This window comes from Aquilutibacter rugosus, from assembly GCF_036541335.1.
Taxonomy (GTDB): Bacteria; Pseudomonadota; Gammaproteobacteria; order Xanthomonadales; family Xanthomonadaceae; genus Aquilutibacter; species Aquilutibacter rugosus.
The window spans coordinates 724,832-743,759 of record NZ_JAZHBO010000002.1; the positions used below are offsets into that span (position 1 = coordinate 724,832).

The 18,928-nt window shown below is 58.8% G+C and carries 14 protein-coding genes; 10 read left to right on the top strand and 4 right to left on the bottom strand.

Annotated elements, in window-relative coordinates; all coding sequences use genetic code 11:
• Positions 1-3: 3 nt before the first annotated feature.
• The 3 genes from dapD to map are packed head-to-tail and all read right to left on the bottom strand — an operon-like array spanning position 4 to position 4,237.
• On the bottom strand, positions 4-834 hold the full coding sequence (gene dapD, locus V3390_RS08720) for a 2,3,4,5-tetrahydropyridine-2,6-dicarboxylate N-succinyltransferase (protein WP_331688922.1): 831 nt from the start codon (positions 832-834) through the stop codon (positions 4-6).
• The gene (gene glnD, locus V3390_RS08725) at positions 831-3,464 is read right to left on the bottom strand and encodes a [protein-PII] uridylyltransferase (protein WP_331704122.1); all 2,634 of its coding nucleotides are present in this window, start codon (positions 3,462-3,464) and stop codon (positions 831-833) included. The genes dapD and glnD overlap by 4 nt, the downstream gene beginning before the upstream one ends.
• Positions 3,461-4,237, bottom strand: a complete 777-nt coding sequence (gene map / locus V3390_RS08730; RefSeq protein WP_331704123.1) for a type I methionyl aminopeptidase — start codon at positions 4,235-4,237, stop codon at positions 3,461-3,463. The genes glnD and map overlap by 4 nt, the downstream gene beginning before the upstream one ends.
• 298 nt (positions 4,238-4,535) lie before the next feature.
• Here map and rpsB point away from each other — a divergent pair, with 298 nt between their 5' ends.
• The 3 genes from rpsB (at position 4,536) to V3390_RS08745 (ending at position 7,436) form a co-directional block, all read left to right on the top strand.
• Positions 4,536-5,303 carry a 30S ribosomal protein S2 gene (rpsB, locus tag V3390_RS08735; protein WP_331688925.1) on the top strand — a complete coding sequence of 256 codons (768 nt, stop codon included), beginning with the start codon at positions 4,536-4,538 and terminating at the stop codon, positions 5,301-5,303.
• Positions 5,304-5,328: 25 nt separating this feature from the next.
• Positions 5,329-6,207, top strand: a complete 879-nt coding sequence (gene tsf, locus V3390_RS08740; RefSeq protein WP_331688926.1) for a translation elongation factor Ts — start codon at positions 5,329-5,331, stop codon at positions 6,205-6,207.
• Between the two features lie 137 nt (positions 6,208-6,344).
• Entirely contained in the window at positions 6,345-7,436 is a 1,092-nt protein-coding gene (locus V3390_RS08745) for a PA0069 family radical SAM protein (RefSeq protein ID WP_331688927.1), read from the top strand.
• A 150-nt stretch (positions 7,437-7,586) separates the two neighbouring features.
• Here V3390_RS08745 and V3390_RS08750 read toward each other — a convergent pair whose 3' ends face one another.
• The gene (locus V3390_RS08750) at positions 7,587-10,637 is read right to left on the bottom strand and encodes a TonB-dependent receptor (RefSeq protein WP_331704124.1); all 3,051 of its coding nucleotides are present in this window, start codon (positions 10,635-10,637) and stop codon (positions 7,587-7,589) included.
• 283 nt (positions 10,638-10,920) lie between these two features.
• Between V3390_RS08750 and pyrH the strand changes: the two genes are divergently transcribed.
• The 7 genes from pyrH to bamA all read left to right on the top strand — a co-directional run bounded on the left by pyrH (position 10,921) and on the right by bamA (position 18,927).
• Positions 10,921-11,637 carry a UMP kinase gene (gene pyrH / locus V3390_RS08755; RefSeq protein WP_331704125.1) on the top strand — a complete coding sequence of 239 codons (717 nt, stop codon included), beginning with the start codon at positions 10,921-10,923 and terminating at the stop codon, positions 11,635-11,637.
• A 75-nt stretch (positions 11,638-11,712) separates the two neighbouring features.
• Positions 11,713-12,270 carry a ribosome recycling factor gene (frr, locus tag V3390_RS08760; RefSeq protein WP_331688930.1) on the top strand — a complete coding sequence of 186 codons (558 nt, stop codon included), beginning with the start codon at positions 11,713-11,715 and terminating at the stop codon, positions 12,268-12,270.
• 19 nt (positions 12,271-12,289) lie between these two features.
• Complete coding sequence (uppS, locus tag V3390_RS08765) at positions 12,290-13,033, top strand: polyprenyl diphosphate synthase (RefSeq protein ID WP_331688931.1); 744 nt, start codon at positions 12,290-12,292, stop codon at positions 13,031-13,033.
• Between the two features lie 10 nt (positions 13,034-13,043).
• Entirely contained in the window at positions 13,044-13,877 is an 834-nt protein-coding gene (locus V3390_RS08770) for a phosphatidate cytidylyltransferase (RefSeq protein WP_331704126.1), read from the top strand.
• 2 nt (positions 13,878-13,879) lie between these two features.
• Positions 13,880-15,061 (top strand): 1-deoxy-D-xylulose-5-phosphate reductoisomerase, encoded by a 1,182-nt coding sequence (gene dxr, locus V3390_RS08775; RefSeq protein WP_331704127.1) that lies wholly within the window; start codon positions 13,880-13,882, stop codon positions 15,059-15,061.
• Positions 15,062-15,131: 70 nt separating this feature from the next.
• The gene (gene rseP, locus V3390_RS08780) at positions 15,132-16,436 is read left to right on the top strand and encodes an RIP metalloprotease RseP (protein WP_331704128.1); all 1,305 of its coding nucleotides are present in this window, start codon (positions 15,132-15,134) and stop codon (positions 16,434-16,436) included.
• Positions 16,437-16,470: 34 nt separating this feature from the next.
• Positions 16,471-18,927 carry an outer membrane protein assembly factor BamA gene (gene bamA / locus V3390_RS08785; protein WP_425493031.1) on the top strand — a complete coding sequence of 819 codons (2,457 nt, stop codon included), beginning with the start codon at positions 16,471-16,473 and terminating at the stop codon, positions 18,925-18,927.
• Position 18,928: the final 1 nt, after the last annotated feature.

The following is an 18,928-nucleotide window of genomic DNA, read 5'->3' on the forward strand; positions in this document are numbered from 1 at the left end:
GAATCAGTCAGCCAGACCGCGCAGCAAATCGTTGATCGAAGTCTTGGAGCGCGTCTTTTCATCGACTTGCTTGACGATCACGGCGCAGTACAGCGAATGCGACCCATCGGCGGCCGGCAAGTTACCGGCTACCACCACCGAACCCGGCGGAATGTAACCGTAGCTAACCTCGCCGGTCATACGGTTATAGATCTTGGTGCTTTGGCCCAGATACACGCCCATGCCAATTACGGAGTGGTGACCGACCACGACGCCTTCGACCACTTCGGAACGGGCGCCAATAAAACAATGATCCTCGATGATGGTCGGAGATGCCTGCAGCGGCTCCAGCACGCCACCGATGCCGACGCCGCCGCTCAGGTGCACGTGCTTGCCGATCTGAGCACAGGAGCCAACGGTGGCCCAGGTATCGACCATGGTGCCCTCGCCCACGTAGGCACCAATATTCACGAACGAAGGCATCAGCACGACATCCTTGCCGATATAGGTACCGCGGCGAACCACTGCACCCGGAACCACGCGTACGCCGTCGCGCCGGAACGCGTCAACGTCATAGCCTTCAAAGCGCGCGGGCACTTTGTCCCAGAACGGCGCCGGCTGCGCATCAATGACGCGCATGTCATTGGCACGGAAGAACAGCAACACCGCTTTTTTCAGCCATTCGTTGACTTGCCAGTCACCGTTAGCGCTCGGCTCGGCAACCCGCAAGCTGCCCGCCTCGAGACCTTGCATGGCCTGTTCGATGGCATCGCGAGTCGCGTCGCTGATACCGGTATCGCGTTGCTCCCAGCCTGCTTCAATCGTGTCGCGCAGGGCTTGAATGGAATTGGTCATTGCGTTCGTTCTCCGTCAATGCAAAGGCGCAATGCTTCCTGCAGGGAATGCATCGCATCGGGTTGTTCTGTAGCCGGAGTCAGCGCAGGTCCGCTGATCCGGAAAATATCTTCGGCCCGTTCACCGAACGTGGCGATTCGCGCATCATGCACGGCAATGCCCAGTTCACGCAAGCAGCAGCTGAGATCGGCGAGCAGTCCTACCCGGTCGTTACAGATAATACTCAGCAGAAAATGACCTGCCTGAGTACCCTGGCCCGGGCGAATATCGACTGCAGTCGGAATCCGGAAATGCTGCAGATGTGCAGGCGCCCTTCGCCGAGTTGGCTTTAATCGGGTCCAGTCGCCCTGCAACGCCTTGTGCAAGGACTGCTCCAAACGTGTCGGATCCATGCCGCTCCGCAAATCCAGCGGCCGCACCACAAAGATGTCGAAGATATCGCCGACATTGCCGTCGAGCACGCGCGCCTGCTGGATTTCAAGACCTAGACGATCGAGCGAAATCACAATCGCGCTGAAGATGCCTTCGACATCGGCGGCATGCACTAGCACTTCGAGATCGTTGCTCTCGCCGCGCAGACGACGCGCACGCACCAGCGGTAAATCCCCGTCAATCTCCAGCAGGGATTCGGCAATCCATGCGATCTGATCGGCGCCGGCACGGACGAACAGCGTCTGGGGTACTTGCGTCAGTGCGTGCTGCACCGGCTCGGCCGCATGACCGCGCAACACCAGCAGCTGCTGCACTTCGGCTCGAGTCTCGTGTGCGTTCTCGGCATCGCTCATGGGGTTCTCGAGACCGCGACGCATGGCCAACCGGGTTCGCGTATACGCCTTGGCCAGCACTTGGTCTTTCCAGTCCGTCCAAAGTTTCGGCGATGTCGCGGCGATATCGGCAATGGTCAGCAGGTACAGGTTATCCAGCCGATCACGGTCCGCAACCTGCAATGCAAAGGCACGGATCACCTCAGGATCATCAATGTCCTGTTTCTGCGCGGTCTGGCTCATCAGCAGATGCTGACGCACCAGCCACTCGACCAGTCCGGCCTGCGTTTCCGAATACCCCATCGCCAGACAGAACTCGCGCGCATCGACCGCGCCGAGTTCGGAGTGATCGCCGTTGCGGCCTTTTGCAATGTCATGAAACAGCGCGGCCAGATACAGCAACTCCGGTCGGCGAACTGCAGGGAACACATCGTTAGCGATGGAGAAGCGACGATCTTCGAGTTGGCGGGCAAAGCCTTCGAGATTGGATAGAACTGACAGGGTGTGCTGATCGACAGTGAATGCGTGAAACAGATCAAACTGCATTCGGCCCGAAACACCCTTAAATGCAGGGATGAACTGCTGCAGGACACCCAGTCGCGCCATGCGCGCCAGGGTCTTGGCAGGACGTTCCAGTCGCAGGACCTGCAGAAAGCGATGCTTGAGCGACTCATCAGCATTCCAATATGCAGGCACCTGCTGCAGGTTCTCACCCAAAGCACGTGCAGTCTGCGAATGCAGTCCTTTGACGTTGGCCTGCTCGCCCCAGGCAATAAACAGATCCAGGATCTCAAGCGCTGACCGCGGCCACTCCGAATCCAGTGCGCCAAGATAGCGGTTATTCAGACCAAACCGGGCGTCACTCAAGGGCGCCCACGCCGCAGTGCCCTTTAACTGTTCTTCGAATCGCTGCAGCAAGCGCTCCCCGATGCGTCGCACCAACGCCGCTGCACGGTAAAACGCCTGCATCATGTCCTCGACCGGACGATTGCGCTCGCCCTGATAGCCAAGGCGCTGTGCCAACTCGCGCTGGTGATCAAAGCGCAGCCGCTCTTCACGTCGACCGGCAACCAGACCTAAACCAAAACGCAGTCGCGCTAGAATCACGTGCTGGGTCCGCAAGGTCTGGATTTCATCGGCGCCGCTATGACCGATATCGATCAGGCCCTGCAAGTCCGCCACACCCACGACACGCTTGGCAATCCATTCGAGCGTCTGCAAATCACGAAGGCCACCCGGGCCCTCCTTGATATTGGGCTCCAGATTGTCCGACGTATTACCGAACCGCTCATGACGCTGTCGCAACTCCTGCAGTTTGGCGCTGAAATAGGCGTCGGCAGGCCACAACTCAGGATCGGACAATGCTGCACGCAAATCACGGATAGCCGTCTCATCGGCAACTAGGGGTCGCGAATCGAGCAATGCCGTCATTACGGTGATATCGGCCACCGCCTCGCGCGTCTGCACGGCGTTTCGCACCGACAAGCCCACCGGCAAACCGATATCCCACAAACTCTGCGTGAAACGTTCGATTGCCTGCTGCGCGGCAAAGTCCGGGTCGCTAGCGGCCGCCAGATAGATCAGCAGATCCACATCGGACTGCGGATACATTTCGGCACGACCAAATCCGCCCACGGCAAACAGATGAAGCCCGCACGCAGAGCAGGCGGCTTGTTGCCAGGCCTGCACAATCAGTTGTTCGATCCGCGCCGCGCGACTGCGCAGCAACCATTCGATGTCGCAATCAGGGCCGAACTGTTCTGCCGCAACGCTATCGGCAGATTTCAGCGATTGCCGCGCCAAACTGACCCAGTCCGCCGCCGAGAGCGAGGTCACTGGCTCAGCCGGAGCGGCATCCTGACTCATGCGTCGTTGTCGTCACCCGGCAGGCGCGTCAGGATTTCAAACCCGTCATCGGTAACCAGAATGGTGTGCTCCCACTGCGCGGACAACTTGCGGTCACGCGTCACGACGGTCCAGCCGTCGGGCAATACCTTGGTGTGGTACGTGCCTTCGTTGATCATCGGCTCGATCGTAAAGGTCATGCCCGGCTGCAGCACCATGCCGGTACCGGGACGGCCGTAATGCATCACTTGCGGTTCATCGTGATAGATCTTGTTGATGCCATGGCCGCAGTACTCACGCACCACGCTGAATCGCTCGGACTCGGCATAACTTTGGATGGCATGGCCGATATCGCCCAGCGTCGCGCCCGGACGCACAGCCCGGATACCGCGGAACATGGCCTCACGGGTGACACGAACCAGGCGCTCCGCCATCACGGTCGGCTTGCCCACGACATACATGCGCGAGGTGTCGCCGTGGTAGCCGTCTTTGATGACCGTCACGTCAATATTGACGATATCGCCATCTTTCAGCACCTTGGCCGTGCTGGGGATACCGTGGCAGATGACGTTGTTGACGCTGGTGCAGACCGTCTTCGGGAAGCCCTTGTAGCCCACGTTGGCCGGAATAGCGCCCTGCACGTTCACAATGTGATCGTGGCAAATGCGGTCCAACTCCTCGGTGGTGACACCGGGCTTTACAAAGGGGGCGACGACCTGCAGCACTTCGGCGGCCAAACGGCCGGCGACGCGCATGCCTTCGATATCCTGGGGCGTATTGATATAGACACTCATGCGTTCATTATCCCCCACCCGGGGTCAACTTGCCATATTTGGGCGTTCTCGTTACAATATGGCTCCCCATTTGGGGGCGGCCCTGTCTGGCCATCAACGGACAAATTCACACCTGGCGCAACAACACTGATCCGGGGTGCCCTTATCCACTTATGTGATTTGGGCCGGTCTCAGTGGCGCCAGGGAGGACTAACCCCGGGACTCATCGTTCTGTCATGTTACCTGCGTAACATGCAGGCAGCACCATTTCCCCGCAAACGCGGCGGTGTCAATTGGGGTCCCCCATCGGAGCAATATCATGCCTCAAATCACTATGCGCCAAATGCTCGAAGCAGGCGTTCACTTCGGTCACCAAACCCGTTACTGGAACCCCAAGATGGGTCCCTACATTTTCGGTGCCCGCGGCAAGATCCACATCATCAACCTCGAAAAGACCGTTCCGCTGTTTAACGACGCGATGAACTTCATTTCGGGCGTTGCCCAAAAGCGCGGCATCGTGCTGTTTATCGGCACCAAGCGCTCGGCCCGTGACGCCATCGCCGAAGAAGCAGATCGTTGCGGCATGCCGTACATGAACCAGCGTTGGCTGGGCGGTACGCTGACCAACTTCCGCACGGTCAAGCAATCGGTTTCGCGCCTGAAGGAACTCGAAGACGCTGAAACCAACGGCACCTTTGAAAAGCTGGTCAAGCACGAAGTGCTGACCCTGCGCCGTGAGCGTGACAAGCTGCAAGCTTCGCTGGGCGGCATCAAGGACATGGCCCGTCTGCCCGACGCGCTGTTCGTTATTGACATCGGTCACGAAGACATCGCCATCAAGGAAGCCAAGAAGCTCGGTATTCCGGTGATCGCCGTTGTTGATACCAACTACGATCCGGACCTGGTCGATTACGCCATCCCGGGTAACGACGACGCCATCCGCGCCGTGCAACTGTACGCCCGCGCTGCCGCTGACGCCGTGCTCGAAGGCAAGGCTGCCGCTCCGGGTGCCGCTTCGGTCGCACAGGAAGACTTCGCTGCTGCTGACGCCGACGCCGCTGCTGTCGCTGCTCCGGCCGCCGAATAATTCACTCATCCATTAGGAAAATCCCATGGCAGAAATTACCGCCTCATTGGTTAAGGAACTGCGCGAGCGCACCGGCGCCGGCATGATGGAATGCAAGAAAGCCCTGACCGAAAACAACGGTGACATCGACGCCGCTGCCGAATGGCTGCGCAAGTCGGGCTTGGCTAAGGCCGACAAGAAGGCCGACCGCGTTGCCGCCGAAGGTCGCATTGCAGTTGCTCAAGAGGGTAACAAGGCCGTTCTGGTTGAAATCAACTCGGAAACCGACTTTGTTGCCAAGGATGACAACTTCCTGGCCTTCACCGACACCGTCGCCAAGACGGCTCTGTCGTCCGGCGCTGCCGATGCCGAAGCGCTGAAGTCGGTGCAAACCGCCGATGGCGCAACGGTTGAAGAAACCCGCGCTGCCGTTATCGCCAAGGTCGGTGAGAACGTGCAGGTTCGTCGCCTGGTCTCGATCGATTCCACCAACAACGTCGCTGCCTACGTGCACGGCGGCCGTATCGGTGTGCTGGTCGAACTGCAAGGTGGCGACATGGAACTGGCTCGCGGCATTGCTATGCACGTCGCCGCCATGAACCCGCCGTACATCAAAGCCGCTGACGTTCCGACTGACTTTGTCGAGAAGGAAAAGGAAATCGAACTGGCGAAGATGTCCGAAAAGGACAAGCAAAAGCCGGCCGACATCCTGGAAAAGATCATTTCGGGCAAGATCAACAAGATCGTCAACGAAGTGACCCTGTATGGCCAACCGTACGTTCTGAACACCGATCAGACCGTCGAGCAAGCTGTTAAGGCTGCCGGCGCTGAAGTCCTGTCGGTTAAGCGTCTGGCCGTCGGCGAAGGCATCGAGAAGGTCGTCGAAGACTACGCTGCTGAAGTCGCCAAGGCGATGCAAGTCTGATTTAAGTCCGCAGCATCCTAACGGTGCCTGCTGCTTAAAACCAGATGCAGAAAACACCCGGCCAGTACGCCGGGTGTTTTTTTGGCTGTTATTAGTCAGAGTCACGAATTCAGCCGCCTAAGCGCATACTGCATCTTATGAGTCAGGCACAGGGCTACCGCAAAGGGCGCGGCGCCACCGACAACGTCACCGGCCGCTTCGAACAGCAGACCGCCCACCGCACCGATGACGGTTGGGATTCGCTCGCCACTGAGTTCGAGCTGCAGGCAGAGTCCACTCTCCCTACTCGCATTTCCGATGAGCAGGCGCGTTCCATCATCTCCCGTAATCAGTCACCGGATGTACCGTTTAGCCAATCGGTCAACCCGTATCGCGGTTGCGAGCACGGTTGCGTATATTGTTTCGCGCGGCCTTCGCACAGTTACTTAGGTCTCTCACCGGGCCTGGATTTTGAGACGCAGATTTTCGCTAAACGCAATGCCGCCGAACTCTTAGCTCGCGAGATCGCCAAACCCTCGTATCGGCCCTTGCCGATAGCGCTGGGCATCAACACCGATGGCTATCAACCGACTGAACGTAACTTGCAAATCACACGTGAGTGTCTGCAGGTTCTGGCCGACGCCAATCATCCGTTGAGCATCGTCACCAAGTCCGCACTCGTTACGCGCGATCTCGATTTGCTGGCCCCAATGGCGGCCAAGGGTTTGGCACACGTCTTTATCTCCGTGACCACCTTGGATAATCGCCTTTCCGCCAAGTTGGAACCGCGGGCCGCAGCACCCCACACTCGACTAAAGACCATTCGCACCCTGAGCGAGGCCGGCATCCCGACCGGCGTGCTGATTGCACCGGTCATCCCGATGCTGACAGATATGGAGTTAGAACGCATGATGCAGGCATGCGCCGTGCATGGCGCGCATGCAGCCGGCTATGTCCTGTTGCGACTGCCGCATGAGCTGAAGGATCTCTGGCACGGTTGGCTGCAAACGCACTACCCGGAGCGCGCTGATCACATCATCAGCCTGCTGAAACAGATGCATGGCGGCAAGGAATACGACAGCGCACATCACACGCGCATGAAAGGCCAAGGTCCGTTTGCCGACCTAATTCGGTTGCGCTTTGCTAAAGCCAAACAGCGTTTCGGTCTCGCATCCAATTTGCCGGCACTCGACACCACGCAATTCAGGACGCCCGCAACGCAATCACCGCAGCCGGACCTGTTCGGATAGCGGCAGACGCTTCCGCACCAATCGCAAAAAAGCAGTGGGCCCCGTAAAGAGCCCACTGCTATTTCTTGTCCGGGAGAATTGCCCCCTTAACAAAGGAAAAGAGACGCATCCATGCGCCCCAATCCCTTCGGAGAGAACTCCTGGTGCCGCTTAGAAGTCGTAGCGGACCGAGAAACGGACCGAACGCGGAGCGTTGTAGCTCACGACCTGGCGGGCAGTTGCCGAAGCAACACCGGGTGCCTTTTCGTTACGTTCAATCACGTTTTGTGCGACTTGCGTATTGGTGACGTTGAACACGTCGACACCAAAGCGCAGCTTCTTGTCAGCCCAAGCCGGGATGTAGTTCACACCCAGATCCAGGGTGTTGGTCCAGGGCAGACGACCTGCCGAACCGCGAGGCGAAGGCTGATTGTTGCAGTAGTGATGGTAGTTGCCGTACGACAGTTCCGATGCGTAGAACGGGTCCAGCGCGGTCGGACGGTAGCCCATGCAGTTCAGCGGACGACCGGCCATGGCGCGAATCGTAGCGGACGTTTGCCATTCCGGAGTCCATTGGTAGAAACCAAAGGCCTTCAGGTAATGCGGACGATCGTTCGGCAGATCACCATCGGCGTACTCCATCAGTTCCGGCAAGTCGAAGTCGGCGGTAACCGAAACGTCGACCTGACCGATATCCGACTTCAGCTGACCTTCGGCATTACCGTAGTTGCGCGAGTAGGTGTAGTCGATGCGACCGTACCACTTGCCGTTGAACGGATGCTCGATGTACAGGTCCAGACCCTGATAAATACGCTTCAGCTTATCGAAGCCGAGGTCTTCGGCACTGATCGTGGCCTGATGGTAATTGCCGGCCAGGTCAACCAGGTTGAAGGTATTGTCTTCGCCCGGGTTGTACAGGGCGCAGCTATACAGCGTATTGGCCATGCTCATGGCATCGGAGTCTACGCCGCTGTGGTAGTCATCTTCGAAGGTTGCTTCACCGCTGAAGCCGTTATCCTTGGCCCACTTGTAGGCAGCACGCGGATCGCAGATATCGTCAATGGCGCTACGCAGCGTACGGTACACATAACGCGCACCCCAGCTGTAGTCGGTGCCCAGCTTGGACTGGAAGCCGAATGCTGCTTCGTCCTGGAAGTGCGGTTGCAGGTCGGCAGCCGAAACGATGTTCGGATCGCGAGCTTGACCGTATTCCTGGTTCGGCGAGAACGGGCCGTTGCCAAGTGCACGCAAACCGGTCGGTGCGCCGGTAGTCGGATCAATGCCGGTGAAGGCAAAATACTCAGTGGTGTTCAGCGACGAACCGGCACCGCGGAATGCGACGTTGTTCGGCATGGCCAAGTGGTAACGGCCAACGTTGGCGAAGACCTTGAGCGATGAATCGCCACGGACGTCCCAGGTGGCGCCGATACGCGGAGCCCACTGATTCTTTTGCTCAACATAGGCAATACCGTCACCGTTGTAGTTGGTGAACGAGTCATTACGGACGCCCAGCGACAGCAGGAGGTTGTCGGTGACTTGCCAACGGTCTTCGAGGTAGTAAGCCTTTTGCTTGGTCTGAACCGTACCGGCGTTGCTGGCCATGACCTTCATGACGTAGTCGCCATTACCGCCCGGAGCCACTGCACCACCGGCCGACGGCAGCAGCGGTTCAGAGAAGTTCGGACCGACCGAGGCGTAAGTCCAACGATAGCCCGGACCCGAGGTACCGCTACCGCGACGGGAAGTGGCATCCTGACCGTCATAACCCAGACGGAAGGTATGCGAACCCAGCACGTATTCCAAGTCGAGACGGGTGGCCTTGACCTTGTCGAACTGATTCGGGTCCACAACGGTAGCGACCGTGCCCTTGCTGATCCGGTTAGCGACCGAGCGCGTATCTGACACATAGACTACGCTCGGGTCATAACCGCTCGGCAGGTTGATGTGATCCTGATCCTGCTCACCGTACATGGCCGACACGGTGAAGTTATCACCGAAGTGACCCGTGTACTTGCCGATATAGGTGTTGCCGCCATCCTTAAAGTAGCCACCGGCCTTGCGAACAGTGCCCGGGGCATCCGGCGGAGTTGCACCGGTATACTGATAGGCGTACTGGTCACGATAGACCTCGGTGACATCACCGATACCGGTGAATTCCAGTGCATGGTTAGCCGAGATGTTCCAGTCCAACTTCACCAACCAGCGCGGAATGGCGTACTTGTCCTGCGTCCAACCGGTGCTGGCGCTGCCCGGACGTGCCGCGGCATAGTTGTCCTGGTTGCGGTTGAATTCACCGCTTGCATAGAAGAACAGCTTGTCCTTGACGATGGGACCGGTGACATACATGCCGGCCTGCATCTGGTCATAGGTATCGTTTTCTTTGTAGCGATAGAGCGTACCGTCGGTGGCCGGGTTGGCGCCGGTGTTTTCGTAGTAGATATTGGTGTACTTGGAACGCAGGTTTTCCGGCGTCCAGAACACAGCAGCACCATGATGGAATTCATTGGTACCGCGCTTGGTCACCACGTTGACCACGCCGCCGGTCGAACGACCGAATTCAGCGCCGTAACCGCCGGTGATCACCTGTTGCTGCGAAATGCCGTCGAACGGCAAGGTGGTGGAACCCAAGTTGGTCAGCGGGTTGGTAACCGGGAAGCCGTTGATGTAGAAGGCGTTTTCCGATGCTGCCGAACCACCGAACGATGCGGTGTTGCCGTAGCGGGAGTCAGCCTGCACCACGCCCGGCGCCAGCAGTGCAACGGCCGCGATGCTGTTCTGCACCGGGATGTTTTTCAGCTGTTCCGAGGTAAACACGGACCGCGTATCCGTTTGCGATACGTCGATACCCTGGCCGATACGGGTGCCGCGAACGCGGACCGTACCAACGCTAACGGCGTCCGAGTTGCCCTTGGCGCCGCCGAAGTTGACTTCTGCACCACCGCCGATCACGACGGTAACAGTGCGAGGTTCGGTGGTCTTGTCTGACGTGACTGAGTAGTTACCGACCGGCAACGAACCGACGCGGTAACGACCATCCGCACCGACAACAACGTTGCGTTGCAGGCCTGAGTCGTTCTGGATGGTGACGGTCGTGCCAGGTTCCGCCGTACCGTACACGGTACCGGTGGTGTTGGACTGGGCAAGCGCCGTGGAGGCGAGGCACATGCCCAGGGCTGCAGCCAAGGCGCTATGGCGAATGGCTCGATTAATGGACTTTGACACGCTGTTGGGTCCCTTGAAATGTGGAGATATTTTTGAAACTGAACCGCGCCTTCAGAATTCGGCGGTTCCATCGAACCTACGCCGTTAAAAATCCGTAAGCAACGGGTTAATCTTTGTTCATGTCATTTCTGTGATGCATATCACTGAAAATGACCAAAGTCATGCTCTTGTGCACTTGTATATCAAATTGAAACCTGCGCTCGCCATGTTGCTTTGCGCAACGTTGCGCAAAATTCAGCTGCAGTCCATACTATCGGCGCCCGCACCATCCAAGGAATGCCCCATGTCCGACCTCGCCTATCGCCGTATTCTGCTCAAGCTTTCAGGTGAGGCGCTGATGGGATCCGAGGACTACGGCATTGACCCCAAGGTCATCCATCGGCTCGCCGCAGAGGTCGTTGAGGCCCAGCAGGCCGGTGTCGAGATCGCCGTTGTGATCGGCGGCGGCAACATCTTCCGCGGTGCCGGCTTGGCAGCAGGTGGCATGGATCGCGTGACCGGCGATCACATGGGCATGCTCGCAACCGTCATCAATGCCCTGGCCATGCAGGATGCCGTCGAGAAGCTCGGCGCCAAGGCGCGTGTAATGAGCGCCATCAAGATTAATGACGTATGCGAAGACTTTATTCGCCGCCGTGCCATCCGGCACCTGGAAAAAGGTCGCATCGTGATTTTTGCTGCCGGCACCGGTAGCCCCTTCTTTACGACCGATAGCGGTGCGGCCCTGCGCGCCATCGAAATCAGTGCGGATCTGCTGCTCAAGGCCACCAAGGTCGACGGCGTCTACGACAAAGATCCGAAAAAGTACCCGGATGCCACGCGTTTTGAGTCGCTAACCTATGAGGAAACGATTCGCCGCAATTTACAGGTCATGGACACGACGGCCTTTGCACTGGCGCGCGATTCCGATTTGCCGCTGCGCATTTTTGACATGGATGAGCCGGGCACCTTGCTGAAGATCATCAAGGGCGCACCGATCGGCACCTTGGTCCATAACTGAAAAACAGCGCGCGGCAGTCCCCGTTGCGGGATTGGGTATAATGCCCCGTTACCGCGCCAACGCAGGATTTACCGCATGATCAACGATATTAAAGCCGACGCCCAAAACCGCATGAAGAAGTCGGTTGAGGCCTTCCGCCAGGAGCTGACCAAGCTGCGCACCGGTCGCGCCAGCACTGCCATCGTCGATCACTTGCGTATCGATTACCACGGATCCGAAATGCCGCTGAATCAGGTGGCCAGCGTGTCGGTGAGCGATGCGCGCAGCCTGACGATCTCCCCGTGGGAAAAGCAAATGGTCAGTGCCATCGAAAAGGCCATCATCAATTCGGACCTGGGTCTGAACCCGACTACGGCCGGTATGACCATTCGTATCAATCTGCCCCCGCTGACCGAGGAACGCCGCAAGGAGCTGTCCAAGCACGTCCATTCGGGTGGTGAGGATGCCAAGGTTGCCATCCGTAATATCCGTCGCGATGCCAACAGCTCCGTCAAGGATCTTCTCAAAGAAAAGACCGTGACCGAAGACGAAGTGCGTCGTGCCGAAGATGACATCCAAAAGCTGACCGACGGCGCGATCAAAGACATTGACGAAGTCGTCAAGGCGAAAGAACAGGAACTGATGGCAGTCTGATTTCAGATTGCACGTCTGCATGGATTCCGATTCCGCCGCAAGAGTTCCGCAACATCTCGCCGTCATCATGGACGGCAACGGGCGTTGGGCTCAGCGTCGTCGCCGTCCGCGCCTGCTAGGACATCGTGCCGGTGCGCATGCGGCCAATCGCTGCATTGATTTCTGTTTAGCGCGCGGCATTGGTGCCCTCACCCTGTATGCGTTCTCCAGTGAAAACTGGGGCCGACCGGCCGATGAAGTCAACGGCCTCATGAAGCTGTTTTTGCAGGCATTGGATAGCGAATTGCCGAGCATGATCGAGCGCGGCATTCGCGTTCGTTTTATCGGTGAACGTCAGCGTTTTAGTGTGGCAATTCGCGAACGCATGGAGTTGGCTGAGCAGCGCACAGCAGTCAATTCGCGTCTGCATCTGAACATTGCGGCCAGTTACGGCGGCCGTGGTGACATCGTCAATGCCGCACGCACCTTGGCCCTGCAGGTTCACCAGGGCGTACTCGCGCTAAATGACATCACTGAAGATTTATTCGGTCAGCAGACCGCGCTCGCCGACCTGCCCGCACCGGACCTGCTGATTCGTACCGGTGGTGACTGTCGCATCTCTAATTTTCTCCTTTGGCAAATGGCCTACACTGAGTTTTGGTTTACCGAAGCCCTGTGGCCCGAAGTCGACGAGCAACTCCTGCAGCATGCACTCGATGACTTCGCCAAGCGTGAGCGCCGCTATGGGCTAACCGGGGAACAGGCCCGAGGTGAAATTCAATGAGTCATTCAACATGAAGCAACGTATACTCTCCGCGCTGTTGATGACGCCGGTCGCCATCGCACTGATCCTGCTGGTACCGACGCCATGGTTCATTGCCTTGGTGGCGGTTGTTCTCGCGGTTGGCTTGTGGGAATGGTTCACCTTGTCGGCAGTGACGGACACCCTGTCGCGTTCGCTGCTGGTTGCCGCCAATCTTGCGGTCATGACTGCCATGGTGTGGTCCTCGCGCACAGATGCCGGTAACTCGACAGCGCTGTTCGAGCTGTTCGTTCTGTTCGCAGCCATCTGGTGGGTGGTCTCGCCATTGTGGTTCCGCTTCCGGCACATCGGTACCAATCACCACAGCTGGGCACGCGTCGGCAAGCTACTGGTCGGCTCGATCGCCACCTTAGGCGCCTGGGCGGCTATGGCATGGATTCATGGCAGTGAGCCCATGGGTCGTCAATGGCTGCTGGCTGCTCTAGTCAGCGTCTGGTCTGCTGATACCGGTGCGTACTTTGCCGGCAAGTACCTGGGCAAACGCAAACTGGCGCCGAACATCAGCCCCAATAAAACAATCGAAGGCCTGATCGGCGGTCTGGTTGCGTGCATCGCAGTGGGCCTGCTATTTGCGCTGTTTGCAGGCATGACCGCAGCACAGGTGCCCAAGGTGGCGCTGGCTCTGTTGATTGCCGGCGCCTACTCCGTAATCGGCGATCTGGTCGAGAGCCTGCTCAAACGTCAGATCGGCGCCAAGGATTCCGGCAACGTGATTCCGGGCCATGGTGGCGTGCTCGATCGCGTTGATGGCGTGCTGGCTGCCATGCCGATATTTGCCTTGTGCAAGGCCCTGCTGGGCTTCTGATCATGCAATCACAACGCATTGCGGTACTCGGCGCCACCGGTTCCATCGGCGCCTCGGCGCTCGATATTTGTCGCCGCCATCCTGACACTTTACGTGTCGCTCTGCTGTCGGCTGGAACGCGCATACAGGAGCTGGCCGACTTGTGTCTGGAGTTCCGCCCGCGCTTTGCGCACATCGCCGATCCGTACTTACTGTCGGCCCTGCAGCAGGCATTGGATCACCATGGACTGAGTTCCACCGTCGCCGTCGCAGGCGATGCGGATCTGTGCAGCCTGGTCGCATCCGATCACTGCGACACGGTAGTCGCCGCCATCGTCGGAGCCGCGGGATTGAACAGCACCCTTGCTGCTGCACGTGCCGGCAAGCGCCTTCTGCTGGCCAACAAGGAATCGCTGGTCGTTGCCGGTGAGCTGCTGATGCAGGCCGCCCGTCAAGGTGGGGCGACGATTGTGCCGATCGACAGCGAGCACAACGCGGTGTTTCAGTGTCTGGCATCGTGCAATGCGCCCGACCAGGTTGCCAAGGTCACACTAACGGCATCAGGTGGACCGTTCCGTGGTCGCACCAAAGCGGATCTCGCTACCATCACACCCGAGCAGGCCGTCAAACATCCCAAATGGTCGATGGGCCGCAAGATTTCTGTCGACTCCGCCACACTGATGAACAAAGGCCTTGAAGTGATCGAGGCCCACCATCTGTTCGCGCTGCCACCTGCGCAAATTGACGTACTGGTGCACCCGCAATCCCTGGTGCATTCGCTGGTGGAATTTGTCGATGGCTCGACCATGGCTCAACTCGGTCTGCCCGATATGCGCACCGCGCTGGCCGTCGGTTTTGCCTGGCCCTCACGGGTTGCATCCGGTGTTGGCGGTCTGGATTTACTGGCGCAAGGCGGACAGCTGACCTTTGAACCGCCCGACCTGGATACATTCACCTGTCTGGCGCATGCCTTCGCAGCGTTGCGTGCCGGTGGGACTGCACCGACGATTCTCAATGCGGCCAATGAGGTTGCCGTCGATGCCTTCTTGAACGGACGGTTAAGCTTTCCGGGCATCGCAGCGGTCGTCGGCGATACACTGGAGGCTCTGGATTCCACGCCGGCAGAGCACATCGAGCATTTGCTGGAGACGGACCGGCAGGCACGACTCATCGCAACCCGCCGGGTCGAACTGACGGCCGCGTAATCCTTCTTTAACTGCGCCGAGTGTTACCCGTTTGGAAGCAATCTCCTCCTTCTTCTGGCTGTTAGTGACTATGTCCGTAATCGTGGGTTTCCACGAGTTCGGTCATTTTCAGGTTGCCCGTTGGGTCGGCGTCCAGGTGACGCGCTTCTCGCTCGGCTTTGGCCCGCGCCTGTTTTCGCGCACCGATCGCCACGGCACCGAGTTTCAGGTCGCTGCCATTCCGTTGGGCGGCTACGTCAAAATGACGGACACGCGCGAAGGCGATGTGGACCCTTCGAACTGGTCGCGCGCCTTTGACCGCCAATCTGTCGGCCGTCGAATGGCGGTGGTTGCGGCCGGACCCGGCGCCAATATCGTGCTGACCGTGGTGCTGTTCTGGCTAGTTGCGATCATTGGCACCCCGTTCTATGCGGCCAAAGTCGGCGAAGCATCAGCAGCACTCCAATCCATGGGGCTTCGCACAGGCGATGTGGTAACAGCGGTCGATGGCCAAACAGTCGCCGATGCCGAAACACTCAACACCGAACTGCTCTCTGCGGCGATTGACCGGCGCGATGCCTTGCTGCGCGTCGAGGGCGCCGATGGCTCACAGCGCAGCGCGACATTGCCCTATTCCAAACTGCCGCGCACTGCGTCTACGGTCGAGGCGTTCAACGCCTACCGCTTCCCGCTGGCGCATGAGCTCGTTCCTGCAGTCATTGGCGTCCTGCCCGCGCAATCACCCAATCAGAGTCGCCTGCAGGCCGGTGACCGCCTACTGCAACTGAACGGTGTGCCGGTGCGGTACTGGCACGAGCTGGCGCCGGTGCTGCGCACTCTTCCGGCGACTGCCACTACCGTTTCCGCGGCGATCGAGCGTGACGGACTCCGCAAGTCGGTCGACCTGGCCCTGCTGCGCACGCCGGACTCGGCCACGCCAAAGCTCGGGATTCAAGCTGTTACACAGGCCCCGAAGGCCGACGGCGTGCGGCGCCTGAACCCGCTTACAGCGGTTCCAAAGGCCCTGCGAGATACCTGGGCTGCCACCCGAATGATGGGTGACATGGCCTACAAAGCCTTTACCGGCAAGCTCGAATTGAACTTAACCGTGGCCGGCCCGGTCACTACCGCCAGGGTCAGCAATGCCGTCGCCCAGTCGGGTGCGGCGCAATACCTTAAACTATTGGCCTTGCTGTCCTTAAGTGTAGCGATCCTGAATCTGCTGCCGATCCCGGTCTTGGATGGCGGCCACTTGCTGTATTACCTTATCGAATGGGTCAAAGGAAGCCCGGTTCATGAGCGAATCCAACGCCTCGGCAATGCCGTTGGCTTGGCACTGATCTTCAGCCTGATGGGGCTGGCGTTCTTTAATGACTTCGTTAACAACTTCCGCTGATCTACTAACTGCCTTGCTTTTACCGGACCCACTGATGACGCGAACCACCAGCCGCCACCTGCTCTCTGTTGCCATTTGCGGCGCGCTAGCCTCCCTTTCGGCGCCCGCCTACGCACAGACCATGGATATCCTCAGCCCCACTTCGGCGGCCGCTGATACCACCACCGCCTTGGGTGCCGACGCCTTCCAGGTTACGGACATCCGTGTCGACGGTCTGCAGCGCATTACTCCCGGCACCGTGTTCACGTACCTGCCAATTCGCCGTGGCGACATGGCCGATCAGAACAAGGCCGGCGACGCCATCAAAGCCCTGTACAAGACCGGCTTCTTTGAGTCGATCAACATTGACCGCCAAGGCTCGATCCTGGTGGTCACGGTGGTCGAACGGCCTTCGATCAATAAGTTGACGCTGGCCGGCAATAAGGACATCAAGACCGAAGAGCTGACCAAGGGCCTGAGCGATATCGGCCTGTCCGAGGGCGGTACCCTCGACCGTCTGGCTCTGGACCGCGTAACGCAGGAACTGACCCGCCAGTACAACAACCGCGGCAAATACAACGTCGAAGTGACCCCTACGGTCACCAAGCTCGATCGCAACCGTGTCGACCTGCTGATCACCGTTAAAGAGGGCAAAGCCGCGCGCATCAGGCACATCAACCTGGTGGGCAACGATCTGTTCTCGGACAAGTTGCTGACCAAGGAATGGGAATCGCGCACGAGCTCCTGGAAGAGCTGGTACAGCCGCGACGATCAGTACTCGCGTGAAAAGCTTTCCGGCGATCTGGAAAAGCTCAACAACTTCTATCTCGACCGCGGCTATATTGATGTCGCCGTCGACTCGCCGCAAGTCAGCATCAGCCCTGACCGTCAGCAGATGTACATCACCGCCGGCATCGTCGAGGGCGAGCAGTACAAGATCAGCGACATCAGTATCAGCGGCGACACCATCCTTCCTAAGGAAGAGGTCGAAAAATACCTGTTCCTGCGCAAGGGCACGATTTTCTCGCGCCGTCTGCTGGAACTGACGCAAGATGCCATCACCGCTCAACTCGGCAACATCGGCTATTCGTCGGCACAGGTCACGCCCGAGCCGCAGGTAGATCGCGAAAACAAAACAGTTGCCATCAATCTCAAGGTCTCGCCGGGCCCGCGCATGATGGTTCGTCGCGTCGTCTTTAAGGGCAACGACCGCACTTCCGACGAGGTGTTGCGTCGCGAAATGCGCCAGTTCGAAGGAACCTGGTACTCGCAGGCGGCTATCGACCGTTCCAAGTTGCGTCTGCAAGGCCTGGGCTTCTTCGATGAAGTCAATGTCGAAAACAAAGAAGTTGCCGGCACCACCGATCAGGTTGATGTCGTCTATTCCGTCAAGGAGACTCAGTCCGGCCAGTTCATGTTCGGCCTCGGCTATTCGCAGCTGTCGGGCCTGACGACGTCGGTCCAGCTGTCGCAGAATAACTTCCTGGGGACCGGTAACCGCATGGCGGTCCAGGCGCAGCGCAGTTCGTATGAGCGCCGCTTCGACTTCTCCTTCACCAATCCGTACTTCACCGATACCGGTGTCTCGCTGGGCTACAACGTCTGGTACCGCGATTACGATTCGTCCTCGTTCAACACCGCGCAATACTCGACCAAGAGCTATGCGGCGCAGACCGTGCTCAGCGTGCCGCTGACCGAGACCGATTCGATTACCGGTCTGTTCGGTATTGACTCCAATCAGGTCAACACGCTTGACGGGTATACCCCGCAGATCATCACCGATTACATCAATGCAGTCGGCCAGCGTACCTTCCACAGCTGGCGCGCCGAGCTGGGCTGGGGTCGTAATACGCTCAACCACGCTCTGATGCCAACGGCCGGCACATCGCAACGGATTTGGCTCGAAGCCACGTTACCCGGCTCCACGGTCGAGTACTTCAAGCTTAACTACACCATCAACCGTTTCTGGCCGATTTCGCGCCATCTCGTGATCAATACACGTGCTGAACTGGGCTATGGCGACAGCTACAGCGACGACATCACCCGTGACTTGTGTCAGCCGTACAGCGACACCTGCACCCCGCAGGCCGCCGGTTACGTTAAGAGCGTGACCGCATCGGGACTGCCGTTCTTCGAGAACTTCTATGCCGGTGGTGCGTCGTCGGTTCGCGGCTTCACTGACAACACGCTGGGCCCACGCGCTCCTGCCTATGTCGGTTCGACGTACCTGCAGCCACTGGGCGGCGCGTTCAAGACGGTCGGTTCAATCGAAGCGTTCTTCCCGTCCCTGCTGGATTCACCGTCGGCCCGTTTCTCGGCCTTCGTCGACTTCGGTAACGTCTATCCCAAGTTCGATGATTTCGATGCCGGCAAGCTCCGTGCCTCCACCGGTGTGGCCATGATGTGGCGTTCGCCGATGGGACCGATTTCGATCTCGTATGCCCTGCCGATTCGCAAGGAAGACGATGACGACATCGAACGTCTGCAATTCACGTTCGGCGGCAACTTCTAAA

Excerpts from the sequence above, each read along its gene's own strand:
- dapD (WP_331688922.1), bottom strand. The coding sequence starts at position 834 with ATGACCAATTCCATTCAAGCCCTGCGCGACACGATTGAAGCAGGCTGG.
- glnD (WP_331704122.1), bottom strand. The coding sequence starts at position 3,464 with ATGAGTCAGGATGCCGCTCCGGCTGAGCCAGTGACCTCGCTCTCGGCG.
- map (WP_331704123.1), bottom strand. The coding sequence starts at position 4,237 with ATGAGTGTCTATATCAATACGCCCCAGGATATCGAAGGCATGCGCGTC.
- rpsB (WP_331688925.1), top strand. The coding sequence starts at position 4,536 with ATGCCTCAAATCACTATGCGCCAAATGCTCGAAGCAGGCGTTCACTTC.
- tsf (WP_331688926.1), top strand. The coding sequence starts at position 5,329 with ATGGCAGAAATTACCGCCTCATTGGTTAAGGAACTGCGCGAGCGCACC.
- V3390_RS08745 (WP_331688927.1), top strand. The coding sequence starts at position 6,345 with ATGAGTCAGGCACAGGGCTACCGCAAAGGGCGCGGCGCCACCGACAAC.
- pyrH (WP_331704125.1), top strand. The coding sequence starts at position 10,921 with ATGTCCGACCTCGCCTATCGCCGTATTCTGCTCAAGCTTTCAGGTGAG.
- frr (WP_331688930.1), top strand. The coding sequence starts at position 11,713 with ATGATCAACGATATTAAAGCCGACGCCCAAAACCGCATGAAGAAGTCG.
- uppS (WP_331688931.1), top strand. The coding sequence starts at position 12,290 with ATGGATTCCGATTCCGCCGCAAGAGTTCCGCAACATCTCGCCGTCATC.
- V3390_RS08770 (WP_331704126.1), top strand. The coding sequence starts at position 13,044 with ATGAAGCAACGTATACTCTCCGCGCTGTTGATGACGCCGGTCGCCATC.
- dxr (WP_331704127.1), top strand. The coding sequence starts at position 13,880 with ATGCAATCACAACGCATTGCGGTACTCGGCGCCACCGGTTCCATCGGC.
- rseP (WP_331704128.1), top strand. The coding sequence starts at position 15,132 with ATGTCCGTAATCGTGGGTTTCCACGAGTTCGGTCATTTTCAGGTTGCC.
- bamA (WP_425493031.1), top strand. The coding sequence starts at position 16,471 with ATGACGCGAACCACCAGCCGCCACCTGCTCTCTGTTGCCATTTGCGGC.